Below are 23,540 nucleotides of genomic sequence, written 5' to 3'. Positions count from 1 at the left end.
TATAATAATTGGCTGGATAAAAAACAAGCCAATTGGATGTTGTAGTAAAACCAGTCTAACGTAATACTTGTTCTTAAATGGGAGGTAAATTGATGGAGGATGTTTTAACAATTGCTGGTTCAGACAGTTTAGCCGGCGGTGGAATTCAGGCTGATCTAAAGACGTTTGAAGAACTAGATGTCTTTGGCGTCAGTGCTTTAACTAGTATTGCTTCGATCATTAATGATGAAGTTGTTTTAAATCAAATCAATTCAGCTGTTATTTTGCAGCAATTGGATTCAATTTTAGATCAATTACCGATTCATTTTGCCAAAACCGGATTACTTGGCGATTTGTCAGCTATTAAAAGTATTTGCCATAAAATATCTCAGTATGAATTGACGCTAGTAGTTGATCCAGTATTGGTATTTAAAGAAGGCAGTACGCAAATAGAAACTGACTATTTGGATGTTTTAAAGGATAAACTGTTACCTTTATCCTACGTAGTTACACCCAATTTAGAAGAAGCCAAGCAACTAAGTGGTCTAAAAGAAATTGCGACTAAAGCAGATATAAAAAAGGCCGCAATCTTAATCCAAAAATTTGGTTGCCAAAATGTAGTCATCAAAGGGGGCAATAGATTTCCCGGAGATATGGCAGTTGATTATTTAAGATATGAGGACAGAGATTATTGGTTTGAAAGTTCTAAAATATCTAAAAATACGACTGATGGTGCAGGTTGTACGTTTTCAGCCGTTATAACGGCTGAACTTGCATTAGGACAGCCTTTACCAGAATCAGTGTATTTCGCTAAGAGGTTTGTACATTCAGGAATTGAAAAAGGAATCAAAATAAATTCTCAATTAGGAAGCGTCTGGCAAGGCGCTTATCGACATTAGGGGTAAATAATGAAAAATAATTCAGTTAAACAAATAACTTTGGCGGCAATTTTAATTGCTATGACCGTCAGCTTGTCATTACTTGTTATCATTCCCATTCCTGCAACAAAGGGAATCGTAACGCTCTGTGAAGTAGGTATTTATACTAGTGCAATTTTATTCGGAAACCCAATGGGCTTCACCGTTGGAGCAGTCAGCGGATTCTTAATTGATATTATTTCTGGTTATCCAGAATGGTGTTTATTCTCTCTGATTATTCACGGCCTACAAGGTGCAGCGGTCGCTTACTTCACACCAGAAAGAAATAAAAAGATCAAGAATACAATTATTCCGTTACTTATCGGAAGCATCATTATGGTAGTTGGTTATTGCTTGGCAACAGCTTTGTTATTCGGTTGGCCAGCAGGCATTGCATCAATTTTCAGTAATATTATTCAAGTTGGTTTTGGTATGGCAGTTACATTACTTATTGTAGAAAGTTTAGTTAAATTCAGACCCAACTTAGTTTAGGGGTGTATTTATGGTAGTAGATTTAAATAAGATAGAAAATGATTTAGATAGTATTGTTAAAGATGTTTTAGGTGCCGCAAATTTAGAAGATGGCGATTTGTTTGTTTTGGGATGTTCTACTAGTGAAGTGGCAGGCGGACGGATTGGGAAAGATTCTAACTTAGATGTTGGTGAAGTCATCATCAAGACTTTATTAGCTAATTTAACTCCTAAAGGAATTAATCTAGCTGTTCAAGGCTGTGAACATATTAATCGTAGCTTAGTAGTAGAAAAGTCAGTTGCTAAACATAATAACTTAGAAGTTGTTTCAGTAGTTCCAGCTTTACATGCTGGCGGTGCAGCTTCAATTCAGGCGTTTAAACAGTTTAAAGATCCAGTAGAGGTGGAGCATGTTACCGCTCAAGCGGGATTGGATATAGGTGATACTTTTATAGGCATGCATGTTAAGTTCGTTCAAGTTCCAGTGCGCCCAACAAAGGACACTTTAGGATCAGCACATGTAACGGCGTTACGATCACGTCCTAAATATGTTGGCGGTCCTCGGGCTAATTATGATCCTATAAAATAGATTTGGTCTCCGGTTAAGAGTAATATCGCCTGTTGTGGGATCATCTTCGGTCAAGGTCCGAAGACTCAATTTGAAGCTTTGCATATTTCGCAAATCTTCAAATCGTCCGTGGTGTAAGAACGGAAAACCAACGTTCCAACGCCACAACCACAACTGGTGGAATTACTCTTAACCTCCGTTTTGTTTATTAATATATGAGATTCAATACAAAAATGGCTACATCTCAATATTATTTGAGATGTAGCCATTTTAAATTTATACAATAATTGTCATAAAAAGAGCTGGAGGAAGTGAGGAATTCGCGCCAGCAGTGACAATGGCGTAGGACGATTTCGTCCGTACACCATGAACGATTCTGAGATTTGCGACAGCAAAGCTCAAAATCGAGACACGAAACCTTGGTTCGTGTCGGTTCCACAGCAGGCACGAAGTCCTCACTTCCGGAAGCGGAAACCCGGCTACTTACTCATCATAATATCCAAAATAACGGGATTGGTTTCTTTAAGTCCATCTGTAGCAAGAACTCCTAATCCACGAATAGTGGTATCAACTTCATCGCTAACTAAACCATTGCTTCCAGGAATTACGATACCTTGAATAGCTAGATTCATGGAACGATACATTGATGAAACGGAACTTGCCACTTTCATAGCGCAGGAACAACCAGCACCGTCACAGACCATTCCGGAAACATCTCCCACCATATTTTTAATACTCGCAGTAGCCATTTCATAATCATTTTTCAATAGATAAACGCAACCTACACCAGCACCCATAGCAGCTGAATCTACGGCACAATAAGCTGATAGAACGGGTAAGAAGGCATGAATGTAGAGTGCAGTCAGATGGGATACGGTCAAGGCACGTATTAATTGTTCTTCTGATGCATCGACATACTTTGCTGTTACACAAATAGGAACAGTAGCGGCAATCCCCTGATTGCCTGATCCGGAATTTGTCATAGCTGGTAGTTGGGAACCACCCATTCGGGCATCTGAAGCCGCGGATGAGTATGAAATTAATTTATTAGAGAAATCATCTGTTGCTGAATCTAGAGGAGAGTTTTTTAGAGATTTTCCTAGATTAAGTCCGTAGCTATGTGTCAAACCATCATCTACTAAGGCCATATTTAAATTTGCCGAATCTTTAATGAAGAAAATATTTTCTAATGGTTCAGTTTGAGCAAAATTCCAAACATCTTTGAACTTTACAGTCTGAAGAAATTCCTGTGATTCAGAAACTGAGTATGCTGCAGGGCGATTTTTAGAAAATATCACTTGATCATTTTTTTGAATTAAGAAGATATTAGTATGACCACCAGCAATACAAACTTTTACGGTGTCTTCTTTATCAGTCGCGATAACCTCAACATAGAGTTTATCTTCAACCGGAGCTATTTTCGCAGAGACTTTTCCAGATTCGACGAGTTTATTTATTTTAGGTAAATCGTCATCTGTCAAGTTGGCTATAACGTTCAATCCGGCGGTTGGATCACCAGCAATAGCACCGGTAGCTGCTGCAATCAACAATCCGGGTTTTCCAGTACCGGGAACGATCACTGCCATAGCGTTTTTCATAACACTTAAAGAAACACTAATTTCAATTTTTTGAATATCTTTGTTTTCCAGATAGGCTAGGCAATTTGCTGCTCCAAAGGCAACTGCAATTGGTTCGGTACAGCCGGTAGCTGGAACTACACCATTTTTTAATGCTTGGATAAAGTTGGTTCTGGTTTCTTCTTGTAAGCACATAATCAATATATCCTTTCAAAAAATTACAGGTGATGAGTTGAAGAATATGCCTAAAATATGTTTCTGGGTGGCAAGCATAATCCTATGTTTATCGACCTAGATACTGATTCCGTAACGAGTATATCATATGAGTAAACGCTTTCCTAAATTCTAAAATTAAACTTCTAAAAATAGTGATTAAATTCACTATTTGACCTACACTTAGTATTAAGGGAAACGTTTGCAAGATGAACGAAAAGAGGTTCTAGATATGGTTGAACAAATAATCGATAAAAATTTTACTACTGAGGATTTATCAAATAGAAATTATAATAATGTCCGTTTCAATGATGTGGATTTCTCTAAAGCTGACTTGGATGGCATTGATTTTAGCAATTGTCTGTTTGAGAATTGTAATTTCTCACATGCCTCATTAAAAAATGCATCATTAGTTGGTGCTGATCTTCGTGGATGTGACTTGAGTTACAGTGATATTTCTGGTGCTAATATGTTTCACTCTATGCTAGAAAATGCTGATTTAACTGGAATTATTTATGATAAAGCTACGCAACACTTTAGAATGCATTGCCCAGAAAAGGGTGCATTTCTAGGATATAAGAAGTGTTTTGATTATCGAATCGTGAAGCTTTTGATCCCAGCAGATGCTCAGAGAACATCGGCAACGGCTAATTCATGTCGCTGTGATAAAGCCAAAGTTATGACAATCGATGATATGTATACTGATGACATTTACCATGATGCCATTTCTTATGTTGATCCAAACTTTGTCTATCGTGTAGGGCACGTTATTGTAGCTAATAACTTTAACCCCAACAGATGGGTCGACTCAACTGGCGGGATTCATTTTTGGATGACGCGAAAAGAAGCCGAAGGTTACATGTAAAAATTTTTTGTAATAAGATCTCGTCATGTATATATGAAGAGATCTTTTTATTAATCAAAAATCAGAAGAAAATGTCAAGAATAATGCTAAAAAGTCTGGCGTACTATAAAAATATTTGTTAATCTATAAGTAGTCACTTATGCAAAAGTAAAATAAAAACTAATTCAAGGGAGGCGCGGATATGTTTTACAACCAAAATAAAGAAGATGTGTTAAAAGAATTAAATAGTAGTCGTCATGAAGGATTGACTAGAGATGAAGTCAAAATACGTCTTGAGAAATATGGTAAAAACGAAATACAACAAGAAGCGCCTACTCCGATTTGGAAAGTGTTGCTCCACTCATTTAAAGAACCACTAGTGATAATTTTGTTGCTAGCGGTTTTATTATCTCTGGTAAGTGGCGTTTATGATTTAACACAAAACGGTGATGTTAAGCACGCAATGTCATCATTCTATGAAGCAATCGCCATTCTAATACTGATTTTTATCAATAGTGGTTTGTCAGTATGGCAGACAGTCAGTGCTAGAAAGTCGCTTGATAGTTTAAAAGAAATGAATAATCATCAGGTATCAGTTTTACGTGATGGTGATTGGGAAAAAATTAAAGTTGATCTTTTAGTACCTGGGGACATTATCAGTGTAAAGATGGGCGATTTTATTGAAGCTGACGTACGCTGGTTCAAAGTATCAGAATTACAAGTTTTAGAAGCACATTTAACAGGTGAGTCAGATCCAATTTTAAAAGTAGTTGATGCTTTACCAGAAGATACTGATCTTGGTGACCGTAAAAATATGGGATATTCTGGGTCAACAGTAACTAATGGTAATGGGTACGCAGTTGTAGTTGCGACAGGAATGGAAACAGAATTAGGAAAAATTGCTGGTCTGTTAAAAGATACAAAGGATCAGAAAACTCCAATCGAGAAAACAGTAAATGACTTAACACGTAAGTTGATGTATGTGGCTGGTGGTGTGGTATTATTCACGCTTGTAGCTGGATCATTGAAGACATGGTTAACAACGGGAACATTTTCATTCACTAGTTTTGCAGCTATCTTGTCCACAGCGATAGCTTTAGCCGTGGCCGCTATACCAGATGCTTTGCCTGCAGTATTGTCGATCGTTCTAACAATTGGTGCGACAGTTCTTACTAAGAGCAAAGGTCTGATCAAATCGCTCAATAGCGTGGAAACATTGGGGTCAACAACTTTTATTGCATCTGACAAAACAGGTACATTGACTAAAAATGAGATGACAGTAACGAGATTTTTTGCTGACGGAACTGAATTTGAAGTGGAAGGACGTGGATACGATCCTTTAGGTGAAATAACACCTTCAAATAAAATTGATTCAGCCAAAAAGTTTGTCATTGCTAGTATTTTGAACAACGAGGCAAACGTATCAAGGGATGAGAATGGAAATTATGTACCTTTTGGGAACCCAACGGATGTTGCTTTAGTAGTTCTAGGGTTAAAGTTAAATTTAGATCGACATGAATTATTAAATAAAAAAGATGAGACAGACTATGATATTTTAAGAGTCTTTCCATTTGATAGTACGAGAAAAATGATGAGTGTTGTTATTAAAAGTGGCGATGAGTATAAGGTATTAACTAAAGGTGCACCTGACGTACTGTTGAATATTGCCATCAATACTGACAATAAAGCATTTGAAACTAAGATCGATGAATTCGCTAATGAAGCTTTGAGAACTTTAGCAGTTGGTGAAAGAATTATATCTGAAGATGAAGCTATGAATGCCTCAATGGAAGATCTAGAAAAAGATATTACATTACTTGGCTTGGCCGGGATTATTGATCCACCAAGAGAAGAAGTTAGAGATTCAGTTGAAACGCTTCATAACGCCGATATAAATGTTGTGATGATCACTGGGGACCATGCCAAAACAGCGCAAGCTATTGCGGTTAAGTTAGGGATCATCTCACATACGGGCACGCAAGTAATGGAAGGTAAGCAGATCGATAAACTATCAGATGATGAATTATTTGATAAAGTTGAAGATATTAGAGTTTACGCACGTGTTTCACCAGAACATAAACAAAGGATTGTTAATCAATTACAACGTCATGGGGAAGTTGTCGCTATGACAGGTGATGGTGTAAATGATGCGCCAGCTCTACGTGCGGCAGATATTGGTGTAGCGATGGGTATAAATGGGACAGATGTTACTAAAGATTCTGCTGATTTGATCTTATTAGATGACAAATTCACTACGATCGAGCATTCAGTTGAAGCTGGTAGAACTATTTTTACAAATATCAAAAACTTTATGCGTCATGAATTGACGACTAATGTGGCAGAAGTCTTGTCGTTGTTATTAGGACTGCTATTGATCACTCATGATATTGGTAATGTTAGTAGTAATACACCAACTTTGACCGCCTTGATGGTGTTATGGGTAAATATGGTCAGCGATGCGTTGCCATCATTTGCTTTAGGATATGATGTTCCAGAGTCAGATATCATGAATGAACCACCACGTGACACGCATAAGTCGATCTTAGCTAACGGGATGATGAGTCGAATTATCGTTCGTGGTATAACAATGGGATTGGTTGTCTTTGTAGCCTTTGTATTGGCTGCTAGAAGTGGGATGAGAGTTGAAGAAGCACAGACAGTTGCTTTTCTAACATTAGTATTCGGTCAATTGTGGAATGTCTTTGACGCTAGAAGTTCTAAGACATTGTTCCACAGAAATCCTTTTGGCAATCCAAAACTAGTTATGGCAGTTGCCTTTTCAGCAATAAGTTCACTGTTCGTAACTATCTCACCATTCTTTAATGAAGTAATGGGTACAGCAAGACTAAGTGGAATCGTTTACCTGATGGTGATATTCATTCCTGCAATACCTGTTTTCTTAATCTCCGGGATAAAAGCATTAGTTTGGTTGAAGAAGTAAAGTTAATAACAATAAAAAGACATATTTGGATGATTGCAAATATGTCTTTTTCGATGTTTTAAATTAATATTATTTATAAAACACATAGCTTTTGTTTTTAAATGTCCTTATGTTATAAGGCATTTATAAAACATCTTAATTGGTTGACAGTTATGTTTTGTGTTGCTAAGATTGAGCTGTAGCTCAATAGAATATTGAAGCATTTTTCTAGAGCAACAAAAAAGAGGAGTTCCGTTCTCCTCTTTTTTGAAAGTAACAATGGATGGTTTTTGCTTTTTTGAAAAGTAGGCTGTTTAGCTTCTGGCAAAGCTAAATATAAGGGCCTACTTTTTAATTTGCTTTTTTAAATTCTTAAACTTAATAATTAGTAGACTAATACTATCTAACAAAGCAGAAATTTCATCTAATATCTTAGAAATTGTTTTGATTAGATGGGGTATGTAGTCATTAATTATTATTAATAACACCAGCGTATTGATTGCCATTATCCTTAAAAAAATTATTGTGCCTAATCAAAATGAGTATCACGTTCTTTCAAATTAGATTAACCATTCCATTGATACTTAGTCCTAATTATATATCAATGTAAAAAATTATTAAACTTTCTTATATATTTGCCCACTTTAAAATTATTTGAATTATTTCAATAGCTGCTAATCTTACTAACCTAGGCTTTTATTATTTAACATATTAGGTCTATAAATATTATAATATTTGTAGACACAAAAAAACCGATTACCTAAGTAATCGGTTAAGTTATGGGTGGCCAGGGGATCGAACCCTGGACCCACGGATTAAGAGTCCGTTGCTCTGCCAGCTGAGCTAGCCACCCATGTGATCTATCAATCAACGAGTTATATAATACCATAAGGGACAAATCAGGGGCAAGGGTTTTTTAAATAAAAATTTTTATTTTTAAGCTTCAGTTATGCTGATTTTGTTTTAATAGGTTATAACTAGTATAATGGTCAAGTCAAGGAGAGATAATATGGCTAAGAAAATTCTAGTAGTAGACGATGAGAAACCTATTTCAGACATTGTTAAATATAACCTTGAGAACGAAGGCTACGAAGTTATAACAGCTTTCGACGGTCAAGAAGCATTGGATAAAGTAGAAGAAGATGATCCAGATTTAATTCTACTTGATTTGATGTTGCCTGTAATTGACGGTCTAGAAGTAGCTAGAACGGTTCGCAAGACTAAAGACACCCCAATTATCATGTTAACTGCCAAAGACGCAGAGATCGATAAGGTCATTGGTTTGGAACTAGGTGCAGATGACTATGTCACAAAGCCATTCTCTAATAGAGAATTAGTTGCACGTGTCAAAGCACGTTTGAGAACACAAAGGCACGCTCAAAATGAAGATAATAAAGTTAGTGAAATAAAGATCGGTGATCTAACTATTCTCCCTGATGCTTATACGGTAACTAAAAATGGTAAAGAAATTGAGTTAACTCATCGTGAGTTTGAATTACTTTATTATTTGGCACAACATATTGGTCAAGTAATGAAACGTGAACATTTACTTCAAACAGTTTGGGGATACGATTACTTTGGTGATGTCAGAACAGTTGATGTTACTGTACGTAGACTCCGTGAAAAAATCGAAAATAATCCTAGTCAACCTGAATGGTTAATGACCAGACGTGGTGTAGGTTATTATTTGAGAGATCCTGATTCTGAAGTTTAGAAAAATATGTAACAAATAAAACTGACTTGAAGTTGCGAGTCAGTTTTTTTGTTATCTTCATAGCTGTATAATGAAACTAAGACTGTAATTATGGGTGAGAAAATTTGAAAAATAGATTTGTGTTTTTACATTCCATTAATTTCAAGATTGGATTATCGTTTATTTTGATTCTGATAGTCACCATTGAAATCATTGGAGCATACTTTGTTCGTCAATTAGAGGAGCAGAATGTCCAACAGTTCGAGGATTCCGTGGTCATTCCAGCCTACCGTTTGAATCAAGTTTCAGAAAGTCTAAATGATAATGATTCAAAAACTAAAGAAAATATCAGTAATGTTATTCAAGATTATACAAGAAATAATAATGATATTACTGATGTGCAGATCGTCGATCGTAACGGCATTATAGTCGGTACCAAAGACGTAGATAAAGAGTCGATCGGGACTAAGACTCTCAAAGACCAAGTTAAAAAGAGTATCAATACTGATAAGAAAATAACTCAAATTTACTATGACAAGGCAACAGGTAGTTCTTACGAATCTATCTCACCAGTTTCTTCGCCTGATAATAGTACGGTTGTTGGGGCTATTTATGTTAGAGCCAGTATGGAATCAGTATATTCAGGTATAAATAATATTATTGTTATTTTTCTTACAGCTTCATTAGTTGCCGGATTGTTGGGAGCAGTCATTGCAATTTTTATTGCCCGTGCGATCACTCGTCCGATCGATGAAATGAAACAACAAGCTGTACGAATGGCTGAAGGAGATTATTCCGGTCAAGTTCGTGTCTATTCACCGGATGAATTAGGACAGTTGGCGATGGCCGTTAATGACCTGTCAGTTAAAGTTGAAGAAGCAACAGAAAATTCAGAATCTGAGCGAAGGCGTTTGGATAGTGTTTTGACACAAATGTCTGATGGTGTTATTGCCACTAATCGTTTAGGTAACATTACTGTTATCAATGAAATGGCACAGGAATTCTTAAATAAGGAAGAGGGAGAAGCTGATGGTCAGCCCTTAGTAGAAGCTTTAGGTATTGATGATCGAATCAGCTTTGATCAACTATTAGAGAATCCTGAACCAATGATTATTGAAACTAGTGATCTACCTGATGGGGACGATGATGACGAAGACGATAACTCATTGATCTTAAATGCAGACTTCTCTCTAATTCAGAGAAATAGTGGTTTTATCAGTGGTATGGTTTGTGTCCTACATGATGTTACTGAACAACAAAAAATCGATGATGAACGTCGTCAATTTGTTTCCAATGTTTCTCATGAATTGAGAACACCTTTGACAAGTATCAGTAGTTACATCGATGCTTTGAACAATGGTGCCTGGGAAAATAAAGATCTAGCACCACAATTTTTAAAAGTTACGGCTGAGGAAACTGACCGTATGATCCGTATGATCCAAGACTTGTTGAACTTATCACGTATGGACCAAGGTCGTTCTAAATTAGATAAGGAATTAGTCAACTTCAATGAGTTTTTCTCATACATCTTGGATCGTTTTGATATGATGTTGAAAAAGGAAAAAGCTGACGCTAAAGAAGACGATAAAAAAGTCGTCAAGAATTATCGTATCAAGCGAATCTTTACTAACAAGGATCTTTGGGTTGAATTAGATACCGATAAGATGACGCAAGTAATGGATAACATTATAAATAATGCCATCAAGTATTCACCAGATGGAGGCGTTATAACGTGTCGCTTGTTGGAAACTAATAAGCATATTATTATCAGTATCTCTGACCAAGGATTGGGTATTCCTAGAAAGGATATCAAGAAGGTCTTTGATCGATTCTATCGTGTTGATAAAGCACGTTCGCGTAAACAAGGTGGTACCGGTCTAGGATTGTCTATTTCTAAAGAGATCGTTGAACAGCATAAAGGTAGAATTTGGGTAAACAGTGCCGAAGGTAAAGGCTCAACATTCTATATTTCTCTGCCTTTTGACCCTAATGAGACTGGAGGAGAATGGGATGAAATTTAGTCGATTAATTGTACAGATCCTGCTAGTTTTTGCAGTTATTACTAGTGTAGTTTTGTCCTATTTTATCTGGACGAATACTGCACGCTATCAAAGAGGACGCAATGTTGATGTTACGACAACTGAGTCCGATAAGAATAAAATACCGATCAATCAGGTTATCAGTCCTACGCAAGTTATTTGGCATGACGGAACTGATCAGCGCTTGATCTACAACAATGAAGAAAATATTTCTTTCAGTGTTCAAAATGTTATGAACGATTGGAAATTTGATCGGGTCACACGTGTTTTCAAGAAGGATGGTGCTAAATATCAGAAGACCATTCAAAAGCACAATGCGATTCAACTAGTTTATCCGACCGCTATAACGGTGAGAACGTTAGGTTATTTATTGAATAGCTCCACTCTGAAACATTCAACAGACTATTCATTCAATCGAATTATTATTAATTTGAATGATAAAACCGATAAAAACATCTATCTAGCCAATGATAGTAACTATGCTGTCTATAAAGTTAGTGTTCGAGATGCAGCGGCTGAGCCTATTTTGAAGCTGGCTAAGAAAGCAAATATCGATTTGAAAGTTAGATTGAATTTGATGAAGCACGGCGTCTTTACGTTCTATACTGAACCGATCAAGATGAGGACCTATTCATACGTTATTGATGAAAAACAAGATAGAGAGTACACAACAGCACTATTCGACTCTAACAGTGATGACTTAGTTACATCACAAGATGGTGATGTTTATACATACAATTACAGTGAAACCAAGCGCTTGATCTCAGATCACGATAAAGGCGAGTTGACCTTCTATGATTACACCGATACTTCTGTTCCAAAGAACAGGTTGGCCTTTTATCAACGTGGTTATAATAAAGCGGTCAATTTGCAGAGCTCCGTTTCTAACCTACGTTTATATGATGCTGACTGGAACGATAAAGATTTAGTTTTCCGTGAATATGTCGAAGGATTCCCGATCTTTAAGAAGAGTCAATTTGGATCGATCAAGATAAGCTTTAGTCGAAATGGTACGACCGAACACTTCTTAAATAAGGTTCTTGAAGTTCCGGTACCTTCTTCTAATTCAGAGACGACTTTGAAGTCTACTACTTCGATCCTCAAGGGATTGGATAAGGCCGGATATTCTGTGAACGATATTCAAGATATTCAAGCAGGATACCAATGGGAAAGTGAATCTGAGAATCAAAATGTAGTTGACCTGACTCCAACCTACTATATTAAAATTGATAATCATTGGCGCCCGTACCAAGACTGGACCAATGAATCTGCAGAGGAGGGATAGTAATGGATTTTCGAAGAATTGAAATCATCTTCTTGATAGTCTTTGTATCGTTAGATGTGTTCCTATTGCTATCTTTTCGTAACAGTCAACAAATTGTCACAAGTAGCAGTACCAATACGTCAACTGTTTCTGAGATGAGAAAACGTGATATTAGTTTTGGCAAACTTGATACTAAGAGTGGTTCGGCTTATTATTTGGGATCAAAGCCAAATGATGCTCTAGTTAATAATGTTGGTAAATTACGTGATCAAGAATTCCAATATGACGAAAGCAGCCATAAATTAACAAGTTCATTGAATACACCAATTACTGTTACTAAAGATAATCGTGTAAAGAAGATCAATGAATTTATTAAAAAAGAATCAAATGTTTTATTCGGTACCCAATACAAGTATTCGCCACAACAATCAACAAGTAGCCAGATTGTTTTTTCACAGACAGACAAGGATTTAGGAGAAGTTTACGATAAGACGGCACAACTGACTTTTACAGTCAACGATGATAAGGTTACGGGGTATACACAGACATATATTCATGATTTGATGATCTTGCATGAAAAAGAAGCAACTAAGAGTGAGAAGGATATTATTATCAATCTCTATGCTAATTCCGAAATTTCCAATAATTCTAAAATAACTTACGCTAACTTGGCTTATGCTAAGTTATTGGAAGCAAAAGGCAGTACAATTTATATTCCGGTTTGGTTTGTAACGATCCAAAACCGTGATAGCAAAGTAAATTCTCTAAAGAAGGTCAATGCCTTCACAGGGAATGTGATCAAGAGTTCAACAACAGGAGAAGATTATAGTGAGTGATGATTTAAAAATAAGTGTTTTGGCCAGCAGTAGTTCAGGCAATGTTACCTATATCGAAACTCCTAAGCACCATATTTTAGTAGATGCAGGGATGTCCGGCAAGAAAATCAAAGAATCATTAGAAAGTGTTGGTAAAGATATCAATACGATTGATTCTTTGTTTGTAACACACGAGCATTCTGATCATATAAAAGGTGTCGGGGTACTTGCTCGACGCTACGATTTAAACGTTTATGCCAACAAAAAGACTTGGGATGCTATGATGCCAAAGATCGGCAAAGTCCCAGAAGAAAAAATCAATCTTTTTGAGCACAATAAAGTAATGACATTAGATGACTTGGATGTCGAAAGCTTTGCAGTGTCGCATGATGCCGCAGATCCACAATTCTATAAGTTCTATCATAATGGCAAGGAATTTGTTATTTTGACAGATACCGGTTATGTGTCTGAACGTGTTCAAAAGACGATTGAAAATGCGGATGGATATTTATTGGAATGTAATCATGATGTCGAAATGTTGCGTAATGGAATGTATCCTTGGCCTTTGAAGCAACGTATCTTAAGTGAAAAGGGTCATTTATCTAACGATGACGGTGCTCATACTCTGATGGATATTATCGGTAATAATACTAAACAAATTTATCTTGGACATTTGAGTCATGAGAACAATACCAAAAAAGTTGCTCATACAGCAGTAGCTGATATTCTGGAAGATCATGATTTTGGAGTTGAACACGACTTCTCGATCCATGATACTGATCCAGCAATTGCCGATCCATTGATAACTTTGTAAAAAAATAGTACAAAAGCGCGAAATTTAATAGATTTCGCGCTTTTTTTGAAAAAATATCTTATCTAGTTCATAATTTGTTCAAAATTTAAGGTTATATTAAGAGTATCGAGTATTGGGGAGGTAAATGTTTATGGATAATAACCATAAAACTGATTCGAGAGTAGAAGAAAAGAAGCGAGGCTCTAACAATCACTCAATGCTGAAAACGGCCGTAGTAGCCTTTGTTTCAGCCATGCTGGGTGTTGGGATAGCTTTTGCCGGATTCTCTTACTTTGGAAATAGAGTCGCTGATACGGCATCTGACGGTTCTCCAGGAACGACCCAAGTCAGTTATAGCAAAGCAAATACGGCCAGCACAATGTCTGGCTCCTATAAGAAAGTAAGTAATTCCGTCGTGTCTGTTGTTAACCTGCAAAAACAGAAACAGAATAGTGATGGCGATTTATCGTCTATCTTTGGTGATCTGTTTGGCGACAGTAACTCAGACTCAAATTCAAATTCGGATTCCGGCGATAGTAACTCTGATTCATCAGGATCAAATGATCAGAATTCTAACAGTGATTCAAATAGTTCCAATGCTAATTTGCAGGAATATAGTGAGGGTTCAGGTGTGATCTACGCTAAACAAAATGGTAAAGGTTACATCGTAACTAATAACCACGTTGTTTCTGGATCTGATTCACTTGAAGTTATCCTTGCCGATGGAACTAAGCTGTCAGCCAAATTAGTCGGTACAGATTCCACTACCGATTTGGCTGTTTTGGAAATTTCTGGTGACAAAGTACCTGCAACATCAAACTTTGGTAATTCAGATAATATTTCACCTGGTGACCCTGTCATTGCCATTGGTTCGCCATTAGGCAGCCAGTATGCCACGACAGTAACACAAGGTATTATCTCAGCTACAAATAGAACTATTGAGACACAGGATCAAAATACCGGTCAAGCAAATGGTGAAGCAACTGTTATTCAAACAGATGCGGCTATTAACCCAGGTAACTCTGGTGGTCCACTGGTCAATTCTGCGGGACAGATAATTGGTATTAATTCAATGAAACTAGCTTCAAGTACCGATGGAACTTCAGTCGAAGGTATCGGATTTGCCATTCCAAGTAACGAAGTGGTCAAGATCATTAATCAATTAGTTAAGAGTGGTAAAGTCGAGCGACCATCATTAGGTGTTAAAGTAGTCGATTTGGATCAAATAACTGATGATTCACAATCAAGTTTGAAGTTGCCAAGTAAAGTAACTAAGGGTGTAGTTGTTTATAGTACAACTGCAGGATCAGTTGCTAAAATGGCTGGATTATCCAAGAATGATGTTATCGTGAAGCTCGGTGGTAAAACTGTAAGTTCGGTTGCTGACCTTCACAGTGCTTTGTATTCGCATTCAATTGGCGAAACGGTTAGCGTTCAATATTACCATAACGGTAAGTTGAAGACATCTAAGGTTCATTTAACTAAAAAAACTTCTGAATAAAATGAGACGTGTTACTATTATTTAAATAGTTTCACGTCTTTTTTTGAACATTTATCAATAAATGACAGTTTTTTTTCGGCTTTTTAGTAGATGAATAAAAATTAATTTTCCACATATGTGGATAACTTGTGTAAAACTAATGAATTATTTATATTTACGTTGTCGACAAGTTATCCACAATTAACAGTCCACCTGTTAATAAGTGCTAATAACTTGACATGAATTAGTAGTGAAAGCCTAATATAACAGGGGTTATGGATGTTACACAGGTTTACACAAACTATTTATTAAATGTGGATAAGATTAGTAGTAAGATAATTCGATTTTTACTGTTTGGCAAAGAGACAATTTTTGCTTATTATATTTACGAGGAGACTATTAATGAATATTAAATTAGTAACAGTAGGGAAATTAAAAGAGAAATATTTAAAGGCTGGTATTGCCGAGTATGCCAAGCGTTTAGGCGCTTTTTGTAAGTTCCAAATGGTGGAATGTCCAGATGAAAAAGCCCCCGAGAACTTAAGTGAGGCAGAAGATGCTCACGTTAAAGAAGTCGAGGGTGAAAGGATTCTATCTAAAATCAAGGATAAGGAATATGTGATCTTACTAGATCTTCGTGGTAAGGAATTAACATCTGAAGAACTAGCTAAGAAGATCGACGATTTATCCACATATGGAACTAGCGACATTACATTCGTAATTGGTGGGTCACTTGGTGTTAGTCCAGAGGTTACTAAGCGAGCCGATTATAGTGTCTGTTTTGGTAAATTCACTTTGCCACATCAGTTGATGCGCCTGGTTATGACTGAACAGATCTATCGTTCGTTTATGATCATTAATCATCGTACTTATCATAAGTAAGAAATTATCCACAGTGGGTATTTAATAAAACAAGCTCTAAAGAATTTAACAAAAATATTAGATTAATATCAAAAAAATTAGATTAGTGAATTAACATACAAGGAAACGCTTTCGGTGTTTCCTTTTTTTGTTATTCTAATTGTGTTCTATGCTTCAATAATTAAAAGAACTAATAAAAGAGGTGAAAATAGATTTGATTATTGAGCAAATCTAAAAGAACAGTAAAGAAATTTATCAAAGCGAGGGATTTGATGAATATAACAATGAATTTAGGTACGTTATTTGTTTCTTTAGTTGCCTGTTATTTTATTTATGTGTTGAACCGGAAAACTAATTTTACGTTTACTTCGGTTGTAGCTCTGATAGTTGGTATTTTCATAGGGATTATTTTTAAAGGATACACGTCCTATGTTGCCGTTCTGGGAACTATTTACACAAGAGTCATTTCAATGATGGTTATTCCATTGTTGATGGTTTCACTGATCAAAAGTATTTATTCAATGCAATCTTTGAAACAATTGAAAAAAATCGGATCAAAATCATTGTTTTGGTTATTGTTTCAAACTTTACTAGCCGCAATTGTCGGTGCAGCGTTAGCCGTTGGATCGGGAATTGGTAAAGGCAGTCATTTGAGTGTCGTGAATGGATTTAAAGTGGAGAAGATTCCTAAGTTTACGGAGGTTATAACGGACTTTTTCTCTGATAATTTGTTTACTTCTATGGCCGAAGGCAAAGTTATCCCAATTGTTTTCTTCTCTATCATTGTCGGGATAGCTGTGGTTGCTTTATCAAGCAAACGTCCAGATTCGATGAAGACTTTTAAATCATTTATCGATGATTGTCATGATATCGTCTATCAAATTATTCGTGTAATTATTAAGTTTTTACCATATTCAATTATCTTTTTGATGGCAGATACAATTGGAACGAGTGACGCTAAAGCTTTGATGCCTTTAGTAACAATTATTGTCTTAGCATTTGTTGGCTGCTTCTTCCACATGTATGTAACGGATAGTTTACTATTGAAGTTTGTTGCTAAGAGATCACCGATCCAATATTTTAAAAATATCATGCCTGCACAATTGATGGCTTTTTCATCCAGAAGTTCATCAGGAACACTACCTTTGTATGTTGAATGCTTAACTAAAAAGGAAGGTGTTTCCGAAAATATAGCTAATTTTGTTGGTCCATTGGGAACCACAGTAGGAATGTCTGGTTGTGCTGGGATCTGGCCGCCATTACTATCTATTTATGCTATGAACTCCTTGGGAATGAATGTTTCATTTCTCCAAATTGCTGTAATAGTTTTGCTTTGTCCAGTAGTGTCATTAGGGACAGCTGGGGTTCCAGGTGGTGGCATCATGCTTGCAACAGCAATGTTTGTCACACTTGGATTACCTGTAGAGTTAGTAAGTATCTTTGCCGGTATCGATGCTTTCGCTGATATGGCAAGAACGACTACCAATGTTACTAGTTCAATGGTTGCAGCAACATTAGTTGATGCATCTGAACATAAAGTTCCTGTAACAAATACATCAAAAAATGAACCTGCAATGGCTTAGGTAAAGTAATAGAGCTAAATAAATATGTGAAATCATTAACACTTCGTTGTAGTTTATAAAAATATTAGTTATACTTTAAATGTATTTCTTATATAAAAGGGGAGTGTTATAGGAATGAAAACGATTAAACGTCTGGGACTTTTATTCGTATTTCTTTTGGGATTGGTCCTTGTAACGGCATGTGGGAACAATTCTTCAAAGAGTTCAAGTAAATCGTCTGACACCAAGACAACCAAAGAGTTTAAGGGTCAAACGATGAACGTCGTAGCAACATCCGACGCTTATCAACCGCTATTTGATAAATTTAGCAAGCAAACTGGGGCTAAAGTTAAAGTTTTATCAATGTCTAGTGGTGAAGTACTTGCCAGAATGAAAGCTGATAAGAGTAAGCCAATGGCTGATCTTTGGTTTGGTGGTGGTCTAGATGCCTTCATGCAAGCTAAGACAGATCATCAGCTTGAAAAGTATCAATCAAATTCGATCGACAAGATCAGTACCAAATATCGTGATAAAGACGGTTATTGGTTATCTAAAGGATTAACTGTTGGTGGATTTGTAGTTAACAAAAAGGTTCTAAAAGAAAAAGGCCTACCTGTTCCAAAGACTTGGGATGACTTAGCTAAGAGCGAATATAAAGGCGAAATCATTATGAGTGATCCATCAGTTTCCGGTACAATGTATGCCATTGTTAAAGGAATCATCGATAAAAAAGGTGAAAAAGCTGGCTGGGATTACTGGAACAAAGTAAATGATAATATTACTTTCTACGGCAAACGTGGTAAAGATCCACAAGAAAAGACTGCTTCAGGTGAATTTGGAATCGGAGTTATTCCAGTTGACAAGATGGCCTTCGATGCTGCAAAGAAAGATGACCTTAAAGTAATTTATCCATCAGATGGTATTCCTTGGGTTCCCGAAGGTGTTGCTGTATTTAAGAACGCACCTGGTAAAAAAGTTGCTGAAGCTTTCATCGACTTCATGCTTGAACCAAGGAATATGAAAGAATTAGCTAAACTTGATGGTAAAGATACAGATCAAATTATCATGCCTGGTATTAAGGGCCTTGATTTAGGATTAAACAAAAAAGATCTCATTAAAGAAAACCTATCGAACTTTGGTTCAGATAGAACTTCTATCTTAAACAAATGGTCAGATATGGTCGGAGATAAATAAAATAAGTAATACGAAAAGCCGAGAGTTGCTCTCGGCTTTTTCAAATTGTGAAAGGAGATAAAATATGGGCAAGAATCATCTCGGTAGCAAAATTACTAACTGGTTTGTGTACATAGTTATATCACTTAGTATTTTATTATTTATTTTTTATCCGTATCTGAGTATCTTTGTTCAAGCATTACATGAACCTGGCGAAACATTTAATAATTTTTTTATGCAAAATATTGATTTAACCAAAAATTCGCTATTTGTTGCTATCATTACAATGGTTTTGTCTGTTTTTCTAGCAGTTTCAGTGACCCTTTGTTTTGTCTTTATTTCTAAAAAGTGGCAAAGCATACTTAGAGTATTTCTTTTGATAACAATGGTTTCACCACCATTTGTAACGTCATTGGCTTATATAACACTCTTTGGTCGTCGAGGGATGATCACACATGATTTGTTGCAAATGACAATTGATCCTTATGGACCACAGGGAATAATCCTCATGCAAACATTGAGTTTTGCTTCCTTGAATGCCTTAGTGTTGATTGGATTATTAAAACAATTGGAACCTAGTTTGATCAATAGTGCTAGAAGTCTTGGTGCAAGAACTGATGCGGTTATTAAAGATATTATTTTACCGTTATTGAAACCAGGTCTAATAGTTGTAGCTTTGATTAGTTTTATTCGCAGTTTGGCTGACTTCCAAACACCAACGATCATTGGTGGAAGTTTTAAAATGTTAGCCAGTGAAGGATATTTTGCCGTAATAAGTATGGGCGATATTCATAAAGCCGCTTTGATCAACTTAACTTTGGCGATTCCAGCCTTGATCGGTTTTTTCTTATATATAAAATACGATCGTGAGATGAGTGTTCAACATCATGGTCTTTCCAGCAATATGAAGGCTTTTCCACTACCTAAAAAGGGTTTCTTCTTTGTAGGTTCGGTGATATTGTCAGTGATTTTTTATCTAGCCTTACTTTTACAATATGGATCGATCGTTATGAATGCTTTCTCCGTAAAAGTGATGGGAAATTATCGATTTTCTTTACAACCGATCATTGATTCACAAATATATCTCAATGACACCATTACTAGAACTATTTTGTACAGTCTGGTTGCTGGATTATTAGGTAGTTTGATCAGTTTCTTGATTATTTACTACAGTAAAGTGCGTAATGATCGATTTATGAAATTTATTGAAATGGTTGGGACATTTCCGTATATTTTGCCAGGGACATTCTTTGGCTTGGGATATTTGTACGCCTTCTCAAAACCACCATTAATAATGACTGGAACTTCGATCATCGTTATTATCAACGTGATTTTTAAACAGGTGGCATTTGCTACCAAAGCCGCTAAGGCATCTGTTAGCCAGATCGAACCGACATATTTTAAAACAGTCCATGATCTTGGTGGAACGGTAGTTAACGAATGGAAAGATGTTTTCTTTCCGATGACTAAACAAGGATTTGCGATAACATTTTTAAATGGGTTTATTAGTACGATGACTACAATTGGATCAATCATTTTCTTAGTTCATCCTGGTCAAAATATGATGACCTTGGTAATGTTTGACGTTGTTCAACGAGGAGAATATCAAGTAGCCGCAGTTATTGCCTGCATGATTATTTTGATTTGTTTAGTAATGTCTGGAATTGTCTTTGGATTGATCAGTCTAAGCGGAAAGGATTGGGGCTATGTTTTTAGAAGTAAAAAATCTCACTAAAAAATATTCAAGTAAAACCGTTCTACATTCATTATCATTTGGTGTTGATCAAAATAAGATCCTAGTTGTCTTAGGTCCCAGTGGTTGTGGGAAAAGTACCCTATTGTCTTGTCTAAACGGATTTATAACAGTTGATGAGGGGGCAGTTCTTTTGGATGGAAAAGATATTACGAAATTAGCTCCTGAAGAACGTGACATTACGACCGTTTTTCAATCGTATAGTCTATTTCCCCATATGAATGTCATGCAAAATTTGATGTATGGACTGAAATTTAAAAAAATGAGTCGTAATGATGCTCGAAAGAAAACTCTAAAAATGCTCCATTTATTGCAGATGGATGAGTTCGCCAATACTAAAATTCAAGATCTCAGTGGTGGTCAGCAACAAAGAATCGCTTTGGGACGCAGTTTGATTGTTGAACCTAAACTATTATTGTTGGATGAGCCATTTTCCAATTTAGATGAAAAATTACGTTTGACCATGCGACATGAATTACGCCAAATTCAAAAAGAGCTCAATATGACGATGGTTTTTGTGACTCACGATCAACAGGAAGCATTTTCTATTGGAGACCAAATTTTGGTAATGGATCAAGGGCAAATCCAGCAGATAGATACAGGACAAGGATTATATTCGACGCCTAAAAACCACTTTGTTTTGAAATTTATTGGAGATTCTAATTTACTTGATAATGGCGACTACATCCGTCCTGAGGACATCGTTATAACGGATGATCCTAATGGGGATGGCGTTATCGAACAGATGGATTTTCAAGGTTCTACGATCAATTATTTAATTAACTATAATAAACATGTTTTTCATGTAACTTGTTTAAATCGGATGGAGCCTTTAAGAGTAGGAACTCGTGTTGATGTACAATATAAAGTATCGAAATTGGAGGAGAGATAATGAGAATACTACATGTTCAAGCGCAGCTTCCATCAAAAACCGGCAGTGGTGTTTATTTCTCTAATGTTATAAAGGGTTTGGACAATCATCAACAAGCCTGTATCTATGGTCGATTTGGTGACTTCAAATATGATGTGTTACCAGAAAATAAGCAATTCCCAGTCTCATTTCCTAATGAAATTTGTGATTTTCCACTACCTGGTATGAGTGATGTTATGCCATATAAAAGCACTGTTTATGGTGAAATGACACCAGAAATGATCGCCGAATGGCAAGATGTATTTCGCAAGAAAATTCATCAAGCTATTGATGCCTTTAAACCGGATGTCATTCTTACGCACCATCTCTGGTTTTTAACATCATTAGTTTGTCAGGAGACAAAGAATATTCCGATTTATGCTTTCTGCCATGGGACGGACATTCGTCAGGCAAATCAACATCCGGATCTTTTGAAAAAATATGTAACTAATATGAATCGTTTGACGCATGTATTTGCACTTAGTCATCCAGAAACTACACAAATTGAGGATATCTATCATATTCCTGCTGAAAAAATTACTACCATTGGTGGTGGTTTTGATTCTGATATTTTTTATCCGGCACCTAAGCCTAAAAAAGATACAGTTGATCTAGTATTCGCTGGGAAAATGTCTGATGCCAAAGGTGTTTTTGCATTAGCCAAAGTATTTGATCGAATCAGTTCGGAGTATCCTAAAGCAGTTTTAAATTTGATCGGTAACGCAGACGAATATGCTCAAGAAAAATTGAAACCATATCAAAAAAATCCACAAATTAAATTTTATGGATTTCAAGAACAGAAGAAACTAGCGGATGTATTTAGAAAATCTGATGTTTTTGTATTGCCATCGTATTATGAAGGCATCGGCTTGATTTCGATTGAAGCACTGGCCTGTGATCTTCGAGTTGTTACGACAACAATTCCCGCTCTGCAGGCTCAACTGGGGGATACGGTTAATAAAAGTGGCTATATCAGTTATGTTGATCTTCCTAGATTGGTCAATCAGGATGAGCCAGTAAAAGAGGACTTGCCAGCGTTTTACGATAGACTTGAAGCTGCATTACGAGAACAGATTGCCGGTGCACTTGAGAAGCCACAATTTACCGAATCAGTTAAGGAGTCAGTGCTAACTAATAGTTGGCCTCATTTGATAAAACGAATTGAGGAAATAATAAGCGGTCATTAAAAATCCGCCTACGATGGCGCAAAGGCTTGCATGCTGTAATAACGGGAAACCGCCGTTATAACGCCACTTGTACTGCGGGCAAGCTTTACGTCATCTTCGGCTAGATAGTATATATATAATTAAAAATATATCGAAAAAGGAGCTGTATCATACTTGATTTATCTCAAGCGTGATACAGCTCCTTTTTTTGTTATAGAAAAACATTGATTGTACTCTTTTAAAAACTAAACAAGTTGGAAGATCTGAGAATATTTACCAGCTGTGGTATTGGCGTTAGAGCTTTAGCTCTTACGCCATCGGGCGTGTTTGAAGACTTGTTGAACTTTACAAGGCTTCAAACCGAGATTCGAGACGGAGACTCGGATCGGTCCTCAGTGCGCCCGGCATGGGTGTTAACTTGGTGGTGAAAGTCCACTGTGAGCCGTAGTAGTCGGAATCACTAGTTGAGGGAAAGGGTGTTCACCGCGAGGTGGAATCTGAAGGAAGCCTAAGACAAAGTACCGAGCTGATGTACAAGAAGT

General features: G+C 36.4%; 18 protein-coding genes and 1 tRNA gene. 17 read left to right on the top strand and 2 right to left on the bottom strand.

Annotated elements, in window-relative coordinates; all coding sequences use genetic code 11:
- The first annotated feature begins 92 nt into the window (after positions 1 to 92).
- From thiD to EKM60_RS05095, 3 genes are read left to right on the top strand one after another with little or no spacing between them, the layout of a single operon-like run.
- Complete coding sequence (gene thiD, locus EKM60_RS05105; RefSeq protein WP_125713113.1) at positions 93 to 878, top strand: bifunctional hydroxymethylpyrimidine kinase/phosphomethylpyrimidine kinase; 786 nt, start codon at positions 93 to 95, stop codon at positions 876 to 878.
- 9 nt (positions 879 to 887) lie between these two features.
- Positions 888 to 1,388 (top strand): ECF transporter S component, encoded by a 501-nt coding sequence (locus EKM60_RS05100; protein ID WP_125713111.1) that lies wholly within the window; start codon positions 888 to 890, stop codon positions 1,386 to 1,388.
- Positions 1,389 to 1,398: 10 nt separating this feature from the next.
- Entirely contained in the window at positions 1,399 to 1,956 is a 558-nt protein-coding gene (locus EKM60_RS05095) for a TIGR01440 family protein (protein ID WP_125713109.1), read from the top strand.
- A gap of 458 nt (positions 1,957 to 2,414) precedes the next feature.
- Here the strand turns inward: EKM60_RS05095 and EKM60_RS05090 are convergent, their stop codons facing one another.
- On the bottom strand, positions 2,415 to 3,707 hold the full coding sequence (locus EKM60_RS05090; RefSeq protein ID WP_125713107.1) for an L-cysteine desulfidase family protein: 1,293 nt from the start codon (positions 3,705 to 3,707) through the stop codon (positions 2,415 to 2,417).
- A 250-nt stretch (positions 3,708 to 3,957) separates the two neighbouring features.
- Between EKM60_RS05090 and EKM60_RS05085 the strand changes: the two genes are divergently transcribed.
- Both EKM60_RS05085 and EKM60_RS05080 read left to right on the top strand, forming a co-directional pair.
- A complete protein-coding gene (locus EKM60_RS05085; protein WP_125713105.1) occupies positions 3,958 to 4,590 on the top strand; it encodes a pentapeptide repeat-containing protein in 633 nt (210 codons plus the stop codon).
- A gap of 181 nt (positions 4,591 to 4,771) precedes the next feature.
- The gene (locus EKM60_RS05080) at positions 4,772 to 7,510 is read left to right on the top strand and encodes a cation-translocating P-type ATPase (protein ID WP_125713103.1); all 2,739 of its coding nucleotides are present in this window, start codon (positions 4,772 to 4,774) and stop codon (positions 7,508 to 7,510) included.
- Between the two features lie 759 nt (positions 7,511 to 8,269).
- Here EKM60_RS05080 and EKM60_RS05075 read toward each other — a convergent pair.
- A tRNA-Lys gene (locus EKM60_RS05075) sits at positions 8,270 to 8,342 on the bottom strand.
- Positions 8,343 to 8,498: 156 nt separating this feature from the next.
- Here EKM60_RS05075 and yycF point away from each other — a divergent pair.
- From yycF to EKM60_RS05015, 12 genes are all read left to right on the top strand, one after another.
- Positions 8,499 to 9,203, top strand: a complete 705-nt coding sequence (gene yycF, locus EKM60_RS05070) for a response regulator YycF (RefSeq protein WP_125713101.1) — start codon at positions 8,499 to 8,501, stop codon at positions 9,201 to 9,203.
- Between the two features lie 104 nt (positions 9,204 to 9,307).
- A complete protein-coding gene (gene walK, locus EKM60_RS05065) occupies positions 9,308 to 11,203 on the top strand; it encodes a cell wall metabolism sensor histidine kinase WalK (protein WP_125713099.1) in 1,896 nt (631 codons plus the stop codon).
- The gene (locus tag EKM60_RS05060) at positions 11,193 to 12,506 is read left to right on the top strand and encodes a YycH family regulatory protein (RefSeq protein ID WP_125713097.1); all 1,314 of its coding nucleotides are present in this window, start codon (positions 11,193 to 11,195) and stop codon (positions 12,504 to 12,506) included. The genes walK and EKM60_RS05060 overlap by 11 nt, the downstream gene beginning before the upstream one ends.
- A 2-nt stretch (positions 12,507 to 12,508) precedes the next feature.
- On the top strand, positions 12,509 to 13,321 hold the full coding sequence (locus EKM60_RS05055) for a two-component system regulatory protein YycI (RefSeq protein ID WP_125713095.1): 813 nt from the start codon (positions 12,509 to 12,511) through the stop codon (positions 13,319 to 13,321).
- Positions 13,311 to 14,114: an MBL fold metallo-hydrolase gene (locus EKM60_RS05050; protein WP_125674585.1), complete on the top strand. Its 804-nt coding sequence runs from the start codon at positions 13,311 to 13,313 to the stop codon at positions 14,112 to 14,114. The genes EKM60_RS05055 and EKM60_RS05050 overlap by 11 nt, the downstream gene beginning before the upstream one ends.
- A 124-nt stretch (positions 14,115 to 14,238) precedes the next feature.
- Positions 14,239 to 15,594 carry a S1C family serine protease gene (locus EKM60_RS05045; protein WP_125713093.1) on the top strand — a complete coding sequence of 452 codons (1,356 nt, stop codon included), beginning with the start codon at positions 14,239 to 14,241 and terminating at the stop codon, positions 15,592 to 15,594.
- A 381-nt stretch (positions 15,595 to 15,975) separates the two neighbouring features.
- The gene (gene rlmH / locus EKM60_RS05040; protein ID WP_125713091.1) at positions 15,976 to 16,455 is read left to right on the top strand and encodes a 23S rRNA (pseudouridine(1915)-N(3))-methyltransferase RlmH; all 480 of its coding nucleotides are present in this window, start codon (positions 15,976 to 15,978) and stop codon (positions 16,453 to 16,455) included.
- Between the two features lie 251 nt (positions 16,456 to 16,706).
- A complete protein-coding gene (locus tag EKM60_RS05035; RefSeq protein WP_125713089.1) occupies positions 16,707 to 18,017 on the top strand; it encodes a dicarboxylate/amino acid:cation symporter in 1,311 nt (436 codons plus the stop codon).
- 114 nt (positions 18,018 to 18,131) lie between these two features.
- A complete protein-coding gene (locus EKM60_RS05030) occupies positions 18,132 to 19,190 on the top strand; it encodes an ABC transporter substrate-binding protein (protein ID WP_125713087.1) in 1,059 nt (352 codons plus the stop codon).
- 64 nt (positions 19,191 to 19,254) lie between these two features.
- On the top strand, positions 19,255 to 20,904 hold the full coding sequence (locus EKM60_RS05025; RefSeq protein WP_125713085.1) for an ABC transporter permease: 1,650 nt from the start codon (positions 19,255 to 19,257) through the stop codon (positions 20,902 to 20,904).
- The gene (locus tag EKM60_RS05020) at positions 20,876 to 21,814 is read left to right on the top strand and encodes an ABC transporter ATP-binding protein (RefSeq protein WP_125713083.1); all 939 of its coding nucleotides are present in this window, start codon (positions 20,876 to 20,878) and stop codon (positions 21,812 to 21,814) included. The genes EKM60_RS05025 and EKM60_RS05020 overlap by 29 nt, the downstream gene beginning before the upstream one ends.
- Complete coding sequence (locus tag EKM60_RS05015) at positions 21,814 to 23,019, top strand: glycosyltransferase family 4 protein (protein ID WP_125713080.1); 1,206 nt, start codon at positions 21,814 to 21,816, stop codon at positions 23,017 to 23,019. The genes EKM60_RS05020 and EKM60_RS05015 overlap by 1 nt, the downstream gene beginning before the upstream one ends.
- The last annotated feature ends 521 nt before the right edge of the window (positions 23,020 to 23,540 follow it).

This window comes from Companilactobacillus kedongensis (assembly GCF_003946625.1).
In the GTDB taxonomy this organism is placed as follows: Bacteria; Bacillota; Bacilli; order Lactobacillales; family Lactobacillaceae; genus Companilactobacillus; species Companilactobacillus kedongensis.
The sequence above is the reverse complement of the archived record's forward strand: the minus strand, read 5'-3'. Positions and strand labels throughout refer to the sequence as shown.

What these genes read in the sequence shown, in the direction of transcription:
- thiD (WP_125713113.1), top strand. Translation starts at nt 93, where the DNA reads ATGGAGGATGTTTTAACAATTGCTGGTTCAGACAGTTTAGCCGGCGGT.
- EKM60_RS05100 (WP_125713111.1), top strand. Translation starts at nt 888, where the DNA reads ATGAAAAATAATTCAGTTAAACAAATAACTTTGGCGGCAATTTTAATT.
- EKM60_RS05095 (WP_125713109.1), top strand. Translation starts at nt 1,399, where the DNA reads ATGGTAGTAGATTTAAATAAGATAGAAAATGATTTAGATAGTATTGTT.
- EKM60_RS05090 (WP_125713107.1), bottom strand. Translation starts at nt 3,707, where the DNA reads ATGTGCTTACAAGAAGAAACCAGAACCAACTTTATCCAAGCATTAAAA.
- EKM60_RS05085 (WP_125713105.1), top strand. Translation starts at nt 3,958, where the DNA reads ATGGTTGAACAAATAATCGATAAAAATTTTACTACTGAGGATTTATCA.
- EKM60_RS05080 (WP_125713103.1), top strand. Translation starts at nt 4,772, where the DNA reads ATGTTTTACAACCAAAATAAAGAAGATGTGTTAAAAGAATTAAATAGT.
- yycF (WP_125713101.1), top strand. Translation starts at nt 8,499, where the DNA reads ATGGCTAAGAAAATTCTAGTAGTAGACGATGAGAAACCTATTTCAGAC.
- EKM60_RS05060 (WP_125713097.1), top strand. Translation starts at nt 11,193, where the DNA reads ATGAAATTTAGTCGATTAATTGTACAGATCCTGCTAGTTTTTGCAGTT.
- EKM60_RS05055 (WP_125713095.1), top strand. Translation starts at nt 12,509, where the DNA reads ATGGATTTTCGAAGAATTGAAATCATCTTCTTGATAGTCTTTGTATCG.
- EKM60_RS05045 (WP_125713093.1), top strand. Translation starts at nt 14,239, where the DNA reads ATGTTTATGGATAATAACCATAAAACTGATTCGAGAGTAGAAGAAAAG.
- rlmH (WP_125713091.1), top strand. Translation starts at nt 15,976, where the DNA reads ATGAATATTAAATTAGTAACAGTAGGGAAATTAAAAGAGAAATATTTA.
- EKM60_RS05035 (WP_125713089.1), top strand. Translation starts at nt 16,707, where the DNA reads ATGAATATAACAATGAATTTAGGTACGTTATTTGTTTCTTTAGTTGCC.
- EKM60_RS05030 (WP_125713087.1), top strand. Translation starts at nt 18,132, where the DNA reads ATGAAAACGATTAAACGTCTGGGACTTTTATTCGTATTTCTTTTGGGA.
- EKM60_RS05025 (WP_125713085.1), top strand. Translation starts at nt 19,255, where the DNA reads ATGGGCAAGAATCATCTCGGTAGCAAAATTACTAACTGGTTTGTGTAC.
- EKM60_RS05020 (WP_125713083.1), top strand. Translation starts at nt 20,876, where the DNA reads ATGTTTTTAGAAGTAAAAAATCTCACTAAAAAATATTCAAGTAAAACC.
- EKM60_RS05015 (WP_125713080.1), top strand. Translation starts at nt 21,814, where the DNA reads ATGAGAATACTACATGTTCAAGCGCAGCTTCCATCAAAAACCGGCAGT.